9 protein-coding genes are annotated in these 12,255 nt (G+C 37.9%); all 9 read left to right on the top strand.

Going from position 1 to position 12,255, the window contains the following annotated elements; translation table 11 throughout:
- Window positions 1-4 precede the first annotated feature (4 nt).
- The 9 genes from FEE95_RS05800 (at window position 5) to FEE95_RS05760 (ending at window position 12,153) form a co-directional block, all read left to right on the top strand.
- Window positions 5-2,635 (top strand): hypothetical protein, encoded by a 2,631-nt coding sequence (locus tag FEE95_RS05800; protein WP_138656877.1) that lies wholly within the window; start codon window positions 5-7, stop codon window positions 2,633-2,635.
- Entirely contained in the window at window positions 2,632-3,354 is a 723-nt protein-coding gene (locus FEE95_RS05795) for a polyphosphate polymerase domain-containing protein (protein WP_138656876.1), read from the top strand. Before FEE95_RS05800 ends, FEE95_RS05795 begins: the two co-directional genes overlap by 4 nt.
- A gap of 25 nt (window positions 3,355-3,379) precedes the next feature.
- Entirely contained in the window at window positions 3,380-4,045 is a 666-nt protein-coding gene (locus tag FEE95_RS05790; protein WP_138656875.1) for a DUF4956 domain-containing protein, read from the top strand.
- 9 nt (window positions 4,046-4,054) lie between these two features.
- Window positions 4,055-5,326, top strand: a complete 1,272-nt coding sequence (locus FEE95_RS05785; protein ID WP_138656874.1) for a hypothetical protein — start codon at window positions 4,055-4,057, stop codon at window positions 5,324-5,326.
- A gap of 7 nt (window positions 5,327-5,333) precedes the next feature.
- Entirely contained in the window at window positions 5,334-5,924 is a 591-nt protein-coding gene (locus FEE95_RS05780) for an inorganic diphosphatase (RefSeq protein WP_138656873.1), read from the top strand.
- An 87-nt stretch (window positions 5,925-6,011) separates the two neighbouring features.
- A complete protein-coding gene (locus FEE95_RS05775; RefSeq protein ID WP_138656872.1) occupies window positions 6,012-8,132 on the top strand; it encodes a bi-domain-containing oxidoreductase in 2,121 nt (706 codons plus the stop codon).
- Window positions 8,114-9,694 (top strand): heparinase II/III family protein, encoded by a 1,581-nt coding sequence (locus tag FEE95_RS05770; RefSeq protein WP_138656871.1) that lies wholly within the window; start codon window positions 8,114-8,116, stop codon window positions 9,692-9,694. The genes FEE95_RS05775 and FEE95_RS05770 overlap by 19 nt, the downstream gene beginning before the upstream one ends.
- Window positions 9,691-10,902 (top strand): glycosyltransferase family 4 protein, encoded by a 1,212-nt coding sequence (locus FEE95_RS05765; RefSeq protein ID WP_138656870.1) that lies wholly within the window; start codon window positions 9,691-9,693, stop codon window positions 10,900-10,902. Before FEE95_RS05770 ends, FEE95_RS05765 begins: the two co-directional genes overlap by 4 nt.
- 33 nt (window positions 10,903-10,935) lie before the next feature.
- A complete protein-coding gene (locus tag FEE95_RS05760) occupies window positions 10,936-12,153 on the top strand; it encodes a glycosyltransferase family 4 protein (protein ID WP_138656869.1) in 1,218 nt (405 codons plus the stop codon).
- Window positions 12,154-12,255 lie beyond the last annotated feature (102 nt).

Raw genomic sequence — 12,255 nt, 5'->3', positions numbered from 1 at the left:
TCTTATGAATCAACCTCATTTTAAAAACAAAGAACTTTACCTCATTCTAGGGCTAATCGTTTTGGTCATAGGCCTGTTTGCATTTAAATCAAAGAATAGCATTAAAAACAATGTTTCCGATTCTATATTTGACCATACCCTGAGTTATAATAATTCGTTTGAGCAGCTTCCTGAGCCTTATGAGAGGTTTACTAGAGACGAGCCAATAGATATCATTCTTGATTCAACCCAAGGACGTTTTGAGAGAATCAAGGCTTTAAAATTTGACGCCCACTTTTTCCAGAATAAAATATATCGCGAAGTAGTTTTAATAAAAAAAGCGACTCCAAATGATACTTTGATTGAATCTATCCGTTTAGATATCTACCCCACAGAAAGGAAAAAGGGTGAAAGAAAGTATATTACCTATTCCGCAAATACCATTACTTACTCGCATAATGGTCTAAATTATTATGTTGCGAAACAAGTGCTTCCTAACATTGAGATAGCTAAAATTGTTCCTTACACTAAAAATTGGCAAACAGCCATCCCGACCATAGATAACAGCATACTTTCCTCAAAAGAAGTAATCCAGTCAAGAATAAAAGAACAGGGTAAAATAGACTCATTGACCATTGGATTAAATACGGAAACGTCGGCTTATGAACTTCTATTCGCAAAGACTTTAGGAAACAACAGGATTCCGTATATATCTGCTGGGGAAAACTTTAAAGAAACGGATGTGCTAAAAAATTCGGAATCTTTCAATGCTTATTTAAAGGAAAAGGGCTTGCAGTTAGTTTACATCGAAGATGATATTTCTTTTTGGGAAAGTCTTACGCAGCGAAAAAGTGTTCCTGAGGTCGAATATCTGAATTTAGACAATCTACTCATTACCCCGAAATTTATGGTCTACATCGAGGGAGGGCATGAATTTGAAGAAGTTTTTGATATCGAAAAATTAGCAACTTATTACTCCTTACTAAGCCTCTATTCTAATCGCACGAATAATAGTCTGTACCTCAACTATAATGAAAAAACCGGTTTACTTGAACCCTTTCATGTCACTAAAGATTTAGGCCGTCTGAATACATATATCAAAAACTTGAAAATTCAAGATATTACTTTTGCCGAGCAATACGCGCAACAATTAGCACAGATGGCGACGCTACAAGACGTTCAGGAATTGGTGTCTAAAAATCGACGAGAACTCAAAGAAATATTGGAAGTCACTCATCAAAACAATCCAAAGAACCTCTTTGAAATGGAACTTTTTCAGCATAACAAGTTGGTTCTTGAAAAGTCTTTGAACCCTTCTACAATTACCAAAATGGCTTTAGTGCGGTATGATGAGAACCAAATAGAAGTTGAGATCCAGAACCTGACCAACTTTCCTCTTGAGGTTGAGGAATTATCCTATAAACAAGAAAAGTTCATCACGGGACCTCCTATCGAGAATCTTATAATAATGCCTTCGGAAAAAACAAAAGTTGTCTTTAGTCTTCCAGATAGTTATGATAATTTATTTGTCCAAAAGAAAAAGAAAACCACAGGTTTCGTTTTTGAAAAAGACATTTTCAGTCTTTCCGTAGGGTATCGTTTGGTGGGAACATTTGGAGTGAAGTACAATGAAATAACTCCTTTTAAGGATTTGGATGAATTGTCTGAAGATGATGATTTATTGCGCGTAAATAGCGACCTATCCCAATTTGAATTTATAGCTATTGATGAGGAAAACAAAGAAATTAAGTTTGCTTCGGATTCTATTGTTTTGAGTTCACCTTTACTACTTCCGGCAGGTTATGTGGTTAATGCCAAATCTGGATTGCAAATAGACATCAAATCTGGTGGAAAAATAATCTCGAAATCCCCGCTTAATTTTCAAGGCTCAAAAGAGAAGCCGATTAAAATACATTCTTCCGATAGAAAAGGACAGGGCATTTTTGTGGTCAGCGCAAAGGAAACCTCAGAATTGAATTACGTAGAATTTGATAATCTAACCAATCAGACACATGGTTTATGGGATTTGACAGGCGCGGTTGTTTTTTATGAAAGCCCGGTTAATTTAGACCATGTTCTAATTGCCGATAACAGCTGTGAAGATGGCTTGAACATCATTCGAACCCACTTCACTATGAAGAATACTACTTTTCGCAATACACAATCAGATGCTTTTGATGGGGATTTTGTACAAGGCACATTGACGAACTGCACTTTTGAAAATTTAGGAAACGATGCGGTTGACGTTTCGGGCTCAAAATTAGAAATGTACGACCTCAAAATTATCAAGGCTGGAGATAAGGCGCTGAGCGCCGGAGAGGATAGTGTAATGAAAGCTGAAAGAATTACCATTGATCAATGTGAAATTGCTGTTGCCGGAAAGGACTTGTCTATAGTGGAAGTTCAGGGTGCTAAAATTACAAACTCCAAATTAGGCTTTACTGCCTTTCAAAAAAAACCCGAGTTTGGTGCCTCAAATATCACTGCTGATAATGTAAAAATGACTCAGGTTGAAACGGAATACCTCATTGAGAATAAATCTTCATTACTTTTAAATGGCGAACAAGCGGAAACCATTGAAGCGGTAAAAGAGCAGATGTACGGAGTGGAATTTGGTGTAGATAGCAAGGAAACGCGAGTTAAGAAAACACAATGATAGAAGAGCAGATAGAACATGCTTTAAAAATCGCTAATAACTTTCGGTACGAAAGAAAATATATCGTTCCCAAATCAATGCATTTGAATGAACTAGTGGCGATTGTTAAAGACAATTCAGCACACTTTAGAGAAGTTTTTCATGAACGACAGGTAAACAATATCTATTTCGATACAAACGATTTCAAATACTATTTTGACAATGTAGATGGCGTCGCGGACCGACAAAAAGTTCGTATTCGATGGTACGAAGATATTTTGGGGAGTATCAAAAATCCAAAGCTTGAAATCAAGATCAAAAACGGATTGGTTGGCGATAAATGGACCTATGATTTGAATTCATTCACACTCGACAGTTCGATTACTGGTCGAGATTTGGGTAAATTATTCCATGACTCAAACCTTCCAAGACCCATTTACGAAATAGTTCGCAGTTTGAACCCTACGTTGATTAATTCATATACCAGGCGGTATTTTATTTCTGCAAACCAAAAGTTTCGAATAACCTTGGATTACGAAGTGTTTTATAGAAATATCAAAACACGAATGAATAATTTTAGCAAAATGCCACAGTCAGACCCATTCAATGTGGTTGAACTAAAATACGGGCTAGAAGACGATGGTATAGCAAATAGCATTTCTGCTCAATTCCCGTTTCGATTGAGCAAGAACTCAAAATATGTGAACGGAGTAAATAATTTTCAATCTTTTCCTGAATAATAAATAGAAGAACAAACCAACTATTATGAACGAGTTTAACGATTTACTATCCCAATTTAATACTGAGAATATTTCCATTGTCGATTTTCTCATCAATCTGTTGTTGACTTTGATTACAGCTTACCTTTTAAGTTTCGTCTATTCACGATATGGTGCTTCGTTGTCTAATCGAAATAAACTAGCACAAACCCTGGTTTTATTAAGTATCACCACAATGATTATCATAACCATCGTGAAATCATCATTAGCACTTTCCCTTGGTTTGGTGGGGGCATTATCTATCGTTCGTTTTCGAACGGCTATTAAAGAACCAGAGGAACTTGCCTATTTCTTTATTGCAATTTCGATAGGTTTAGGTTTTGGGGCGGATCAAAAAACCATCACTTTGGTCGGGGTATTGTTTGTTTTATTGTTTGTAATAATAACAGGAGCTTCAAACAAGAAAAAGCACGCACAGCAAAACTTGATTTTATCCATTGCCGGTGGAAGTGGAAAAGTAAACGAAACCGAAATTATTAATACACTTAAGGAATTTTGTTCCCAAGTAGATATCAAAAGAATTGACCAATCTAATGAGATGGCCGAGCTTTCCCTAAATGTTGAATTTAAAACGGTTGAAGGTTTAATTCAAGCCAAGGAAGCCCTATCCAAATTGGGAGAAATGGAATTTAGTTTTATCGAAAGACACTAGAGAAATCAAATGCTGGTCAAAAAGAAGAGATCCAACCCGTTTTTACTTGTCGCTTTAGGCAGTTTTCTGCTATTGCTGGTTTTACTCTCCCATAAAAAGGGAAATTCGAAAACGGTGAAAGTGATTCCTGAGATTTCTCAAAACACCAACTACAATTCCCTTCAAGTAATTCTCAATGAAAAGCATTTCGAAACACTGAAAGCCAAACGCGATGAAGCTGTGAGTATTGGCGTGTTGCAAACTTCCGATGATGATTATGTACCTGCGACGATTCGTTATATGAAGGAAGATTATAAAGCGAGTTTGCGACTCAAAGGCGATTGGACAGATCATTTGGAAGGATTGAAATGGAGCTATCGCATAAAATTAGCCGATGACCGAACCATTAAGGGCATGCGCAAGTTTTCAGTGCATCACCCAGGTTCAAGAGGCTATTTAAATGAATGGTTGTACCATAAGGCAATCAAACAAGAGGGTTTGGTTGGGCTTCGGTATGACTTTCTAGAAGGATTCCTTCAGGTAAAAATGAGAAGCAATGACACTGCCGAAACCAAAAATGTAGGTATTTATGCAATTGAGGAAACCTTTGATAAACGCTTGATTGAGAACAACGGGCGCAAGGTAGGCGTAATACTTAAGCTAACAGAGGCTGATATGTGGCGCGAGAGTGCCAAAGTATTCGAAATTAGCAAACGTACAGGAACCCAAGTAGATGGTAAATACAATCCTAGATACGGTAGCAACAATGATATGACCATTACGGCATACTCCCTTAGCACTATTTTTGCAGATACTACGTTGAATAAGCAATTTACCTTGGCAAAGAATCTCTTGAATCGCTACAAAAGAGGAGAGCTTCCTATTTCCAAGGTTTTTGATGTGGAGAAGACCGCCAAATTTACGGCTATTGCAAATCTCTTCGGAGGAACGCATGGCTTGACTGCACATAATCTGCGCTGGTTTTATAACCCCATTTCATCATTGATAGAACCTGTTGCTTTTGACGGCAACTCTGGATACAAACTCCCTGCATTAAAACACTACTGGAAGTCTGAATCGGATCTGATTTTTCAAAAGGCATTGTATGCTGCCTTGGAAGAAGTTTCCAATCCGCAATATCTTGAAAACCTACAAATCAAATACCAAGATGATTTAAATCGCTTGGCAAAAGCCCAACAAGCCGAGTTTAAGGGTGAGGCTGTTTTGTCCTTGGATATTTTGAAGGAAAATCAAGAGGTGCTTAGGCAAGAACTTTCAAAACGAATAATAGATAAAGAATAACTAGTCAATGAAAGGCACCGCTATTTTGTTATTCTTTTTAGTCTGTTCTTGCAACCAGAAAAGAGATTATTACGAAACCCCAAGTTTTTCTGCAAAAGGTGCAGTAAATGCAGTCATAGAAATTCCGGCAGGCACAAATTCAAAATACGAGTATGACCACGATTCAAAGGAGTTTATCATTGACCAAGAAAACGGCAAAGACCGAGTTATTGATTTTCTGTCCTATCCTGGAAATTATGGTTTTATACCTTCTACTATTTCCGATAAGAAAACAGGCGGTGATGGCGACGCCCTGGATATATTGGTGCTTTCAGAAAGTCACGAAACGGGAACTATTGTTGAAGTGCTACCCATTGCAATGCTAAAACTAGTGGACAAAGGTGAGCAAGATTATAAGATAATAGCCGTGCCCATGGAAAAAGAGAAAAGGATTGTAAAGGCTTCCACATATGCAGAATTGCAGAAGAACTACCCAATGGTAATTGAAATCATTGAATTGTGGTTCTTGAACTATAATAAAAATGATGTAGCGGTAGTTGAAGGATGGGGTGATGGAAAGGAAGCAATAAAGGAAATAAGACAAGCTGTCAAAAAATAGTTTTTATTATGTGTCTACAGTGGGTACTTTTGTTAAACCGAAAGTATTCAACAAGTAAACCCATTATTATCTTTCTCGACCTATTATATGAAACAAATCATCCAAGATCTTAAGAACGGAGAAACCATATTAGAAGAAGTACCAGTACCCATGGTAAAATCGGGCTGTGTTTTGATCAAAACTTCTAGAACTTTAGTTTCATTGGGTACCGAACGCATGTTAGTAGAATTCGGAAAGGCGAATTTTATTCAAAAGGCCAAGCAACAACCTGATAAGGTAAAAATGGTTTTGAACAAGGTAAAAACTGATGGCCTAAAACCGACAATGGATGCAGTTTTGAATAAACTCAATCAGCCCTTACCACTTGGGTATTGTAATGTTGGAGAAGTTGTCGGTGTTGGCAAAGGGGTTACGGAATTTCAAGTAGGTGACCGCGTGGCATCTAATGGCAATCATGCGGAATATGTAAATCTTCCCAAGAATTTAGTGGCTAAGATTCCGGATAATGTTACCGATGAAGAAGCTGCATTTACAGTAATTGGTTCTATCGGTTTACAGGGCATCCGCCTCTTAAATCCAACTTTTGGGGAAACTATGGTCGTGGTTGGCCTCGGACTTATCGGTTTGGTAACTGCGGAGTTGTTATTGGCAAACGGCTGTAATGTCATCGGTTTTGATTTTGATCCGGAGAAAGTCCGAATTGCAAATGAAAAAGGTATTGTTGCCATCAACCCTGCCGAAGGTACCGACCAAGTAAAATTTGTTGAATCTTACACTAACGGAATCGGCGCAGACGGAGTAATCATTACCGCTTCCAATAAAAGCAATGAAATTATAGCCCAATCTGCGCAGATGTGCAGAAAGCGTGGCCGTGTTATTTTGGTAGGTGTCATAGGCTTGGATATCAGCCGAGCAGATTTTTATGAAAAAGAGATATCTTTTCAGGTTTCTTGTTCCTATGGACCTGGGCGCTATGATGAGGAGTACGAGCAAAAAGGGAATGATTATCCTATCGGATATGTCCGCTGGACAGAGAAACGAAACTTCGAAGCAATTTTAAATGCTATCTCAAAAGGCACTTTAGACGTCAAACCTTTGATTACGGAGCGCATACCGCTTAAGGACTTTGATAAAATTTATGGTGATATGGGGAATTCGAAATCCATCGCCTCTATTTTGGAATATGACCAAACCAAAGCTCCTGTAAATACGGTTAGTATTGCAGATAAATCGTTTGAAGGTAAGAAAGGAGTAATCGGAATTGTGGGTTCGGGTAATTTTACGAGCTCAACCATACTTCCGAATTTGAAGAAGTTGAATGCCAATATCAAATACATTGCAAGTTCAGGTGGATTGTCTTCAACCATTATGGCAAAGCGTCACGCTATCGGTAATTCAACATCCAACTACAAAGAGATTTTGACGGATACTGATGTTGATTTGGTTTTGATAACCACTCAACATAACATGCATGCTCCAATGGTTTTAGAATCCCTAAAAGCAGGGAAAAGTGTTTTCGTAGAAAAACCTTTGGCCCTAACAGAGTTGGAATTAGAGTCCATAATTGCAGAATATAATGCTCAAAATGTTAATGTAAGCGTTGGTTTTAATAGGCGTTTCGCTCCTTTGGCCCAAAACATGAAAAAGCTTTTGGGTAATGACAATACCCCAATAAATATTGTTGCAACCATGAATGCAGGGTTTATTCCTGCAGATGTTTGGGTGCACGATATGGAAGTTGGAGGCGGAAGAATCATTGGGGAAGCTTGTCACTACATTGATTTATGCACGTATTTTGCCGGAAGCCGAGTTAAAGCAGTTTGTATGAATGCAATGGGAGTAAATCCGGAAGAAAACACAGATAACGCTAGTATTCTGTTGCAATATGAGAATGGTTCTAATGCGGTCATAAATTATTTTGCAAACGGAAGCAAAGCGTATTCAAAGGAGCGCGTTGAGGTCTATTCTCAGGAACGCACCTTGGTGATGGACAATTGGCGAAAATTGAAGTCCTTCGGATTTAAAGGTGGCGGAAATGCATCTTCAAAACAGGACAAAGGTCATTTCAACCAATTTCAGGCCTTGATTGAACAACAGCAAAAAGGAGGGAGCCCCATAATTCCTATCGATGAAATCGTTAATACTACAAAAGCATCGTTTGCAGCTATCGAATCATTGAAACAAGGCAAATGGATCCCCGTAAACTAGGACTACTTTTCCATACCCTAAAATACCTTCGTTTTAAACAGCTCTACTTTCGTGGTTACTATTTGATTCGGAATCGCTTTTTCAAAAAAGAGTACAAGAATCCTCTAGAAAAAGTTGTTGCCCCTTTGCAATGGAAGGATTCTTTTTTATATACTGATAGTTATAAAAAAGATAAAACTTTTGATTTTTTAAATCTGTCTCATACGTTTGACACTGAAATTGATTGGAATTACAAGGCTTTCGGCAAACTCTGGACCTACAACCTGAATTATTTTGATTTTTTAAATCAATCTTCTATTTCCTCTGATGAAGGCTTAGCGTTAGTTCAAGATTACCTTGGAAAGGATTCCGTTTTAAAAGATGGAAAAGAACCTTATCCTATTTCCTTGAGAGGAATTAATTGGGTAAAATTCCTATCAAAACATTCAATTTCGAACCCCGAAATCAATCAAACTCTTTATAATCACTACCAAACGCTTCTAAATAATCTAGAATATCATCTTTTAGGGAACCATCTCCTAGAGAATGGCTTTTCCCTTTTCTTTGGCGCCTATTATTTCAAGGATGAATTGCTCTATAAAAGGACAAAGCAAATTTTGGAGGAAGAGTTGAATGAGCAAATTTTGAAAGACGGAGCGCATTTTGAGCTCAGCCCCATGTATCACCAGATACTTTTACACCGCTTGTTGGACTGTATTAACCTCTTACAGCTAAATTCTTGGAAAGAAGATGGACTTGGTTCATTTCTTAAAGAAAAGGCCTTAAAAATGCTGTCTTGGCTTCAGGAGGCATCATTTTCTAATGGAAATATCCCAATGGTTAATGATAGTGCCTATGGAATTGCTCCCAAATCAAAACAGCTTTTTGATTATGCCAAAGAATTGGGGCTGGAATGGTATAAAGGAAAGCTCTCAGATTCAGGCTATCGCAAATTCGTCCAATCGAATTATGAGCTTTTTGTAGATGTTGGAACTGTCGGGCCAAATTATCAGCCAGGGCATGCCCATTCGGACACCTTCAATTTTGAATTATATGTTGCCGGCAATCCAATTATCGTTGATACAGGAACATCCACCTACGAAAAGAATGCCTTGCGACACGAAGAACGAGAAACCGCATCACACAATACGGTCAAAATTGGTAATCAAGAGCAAACCCAAGTTTGGGGCGGATTTCGAGTAGCCAAAAGAGCAGAAGTAAATATACTAGAGGATACGAAAAGCCAAGTAAAAGCTGTGCATAACGGTTATAGAAACTTAGGTTTGAAACATTCAAGAACTTTTACCGCTAAAGCCGCCCAAATTCTATTAGTAGATGAAATAGACAAAGAGACGAAGCTGAATCAGATAGCGTTTTTTCATTTTCATCCGAATGTAAAAGAAATTATAATTCTTGATAATGGGGTAAAGCTTCCTAAGGAGAACATTCATATCACATTTGAAAATCATTTGAAAATTGAACTAATGTCCTTCCACTTTGCTAACGGGTTCAACAAAAGAGAAAAGTCCCAAAAAATCGCGGTATCTTTTCAGAAGACCCTTAAGACCTCCATTCAAATATGAAATTACTTTTCTTAACCGATAATTTCCCTCCAGAGTTCAATGCTCCGGCAACGCGAACCTACGAGCATTGCAGGGAATGGGTGAAAGCTGGTGTTGAGGTCACGGTAATTACCTGTGTGCCTAACTTTCCTGAAGGGAAAGTGTTCAAAGGCTATAAAAACAAATGGCGTCAAACTGAAATGGTAGACGGAATCAAAGTGATTCGCGTTTGGACGTACATCTCGGCGAATAAAGGCTTCCTAAAACGAATCATTGACTTCTTAAGTTTTATGGTGATGTCTTTCTGGGCAGGCCTTTTTATTAAAACAGATTTGATAGTTGCGACCTCCCCGCAGTTCTTCACCGCAGTTTCAGGCCGATGGCTTTCCTTTTGGAAAAGAAAGCGATGGGTGATGGAAGTCCGGGATATTTGGCCGGAATCCATCAGAGCCGTTGGCGCTATGGATAGAAACCTAATCATTCGCTTTTTCGAATTTCTTGAACTCCGCATGTATAAAAGTACATGGAAGGTCATTACAGTGACCGATTCATTCAAAGAACAATTGATAAATGAAAGAGGAATTCCGTCCAACAAAGTAGAAGTGGTTAAAAATGGGATTAACGCAGAGATGTTCAAACCTATGCCAAAAAATAAAGTACTATTAAGTAGGCTAGGGCTTCAAGATAAATTTATCTTAGGCTATATCGGAACGCATGGTATGGCGCACAAACTTGATTTCATACTAGAAGCTGCAAGCAAAGTAGAGAATGGCACTATTCATTTTCTGTTTTTGGGGACAGGTGCTGAAAAGGAAAATCTCGTGAAACTTAAGGAAAAGCTACGCTTGACAAATGTTACGATGCTTCCGCCAGTGGCTAAGGAAGAAGTCAAGGAGTACATTTCGATTTTAGATGTAGGCTTAGTAAATCTAAAAAAATCAAACACCTTCAAATCAGTTCTCCCATCAAAGATTTTTGAACTTTCAGGTATGCATAAGCCGATTTTGATTGGGGTTGAGGGAGAAGCGCAGAAACTAGTTGAGGACTATGGCGTGGGTCTGGCTTTTGAACCAGAGAATGAAAAAGACTTTATCGCCAAAGTTGAAGTCATGAGCAAAGAAAATAGAATCGACGAAAGTAGCTATACAGCAATTCTTAAAGATTTTGACAGAAATGCCCTAGCAACTAAAATGCTCATGTTTTTAAAGGATTCCAGTCAAAATGCCTAAAGTTTTTCTACTTTTAGAGTCTCAATCTAACAAGTGAACTTTCTAGAAACCGCCATATTACTATTTATTGGGTCCTTTCTCCTGATTTATTTAACAATACCCAAAATCATCAAGGTTGTTGAGTATAAACGCTTGATGGACGACCCTGACCACCGCAGTTCACATGCTAGTAAAACACCTACGCTTGGTGGAGTTTCCTTCTTTTACACTCTGATTTTTGCGCTTTTCTTTATGAAAAGTTGGGGCAGTTTCGACGAGGCTATTTATGTTATCCCAGGGCTGACAATCTTATTTATTGTGGGGCTTAAGGATGATTTGGTTGTTATTTCCCCAGGCGCAAAATTAATTACCCAGGTATTTGCCATCATCTTTATATTGGCCAATCCAAGTTTTACAATTGATTCTTTGAATGGGTTTTTGAATATCCATGAAATCCCTCATTATCTTTACCTGATTATCGCTGGTTTTATGATGCTGACGATAATAAACTCGTACAATTTAATTGATGGCATTGATGGCTTGGCATCTGTGGTAGGCATTGTTATAATGGTAATATACACTACGATTTTTTACCTCACTCAAGAGTACTTCTTCGCTCTATTGGCTATTACCGTAAATGCAAGTTTGATGGCGTTTTTAGGGTTCAACGTTTCTTCGGATAAGAAAATTTTTATGGGAGACACGGGTTCTTTGATTGTGGGTTTCGTTATAAGTATTTTGACGCTTAAGTTTTTGGCGCTTAATCCAAGTGATTATACTGAATTACCTTTCTTACTTGAAAACGCACCGTTGATCGCTATAAGTATTTTAATTGTGCCGCTATTCGACACTGCGCGGGTTTTTGCCATTCGTATTGCAAACAAAAAAGGCCCGTTTTCCCCTGATAGAAATCATACACACCACGTTTTAATTGACTATTGGGGACTAACCCATAAACAAGCAAGCTTTATCATTGGATGCTTTAACCTGCTTTTTGTGATGTTGTTCATTGTTTTAGGCAGCAAAGCCAGGAATCTAGGGATGGTATTGATGTTAGTATCCGTTGTAGTGTTTTTAGGGTACATATTCTTTAGATATAACTACAGCTTTGCGACTTTGAAGCAAAAGATTATGCTAAAGCGAAAGGTGGATAAGATTACGGGTAAGAAGAGTGAGTCTAATAAAAATTCAAATCCCCAAGCCAATCAGTTAAACGGAAAATTTAAGGAAGAAGAGGCAAAGGTTAATTCTACCGATGAAACTGTCCTTTGACCCCAATTATATAGGGTTCTTCTATGTTTACGACATTTGGTCTAGAATTTTTTTATTAGCCTTAGGTAAAAACTAATTTTGCATCCCAATTTTTGGACAATA

The organism is Maribacter algarum (ex Zhang et al. 2020) (assembly GCF_005885635.1).
Classification (GTDB): domain Bacteria; phylum Bacteroidota; class Bacteroidia; order Flavobacteriales; family Flavobacteriaceae; genus Maribacter_C; species Maribacter_C algarum.
Note: the sequence above shows the minus strand (reverse complement) of the source record. Positions and strands in the feature narration are given on the sequence as shown.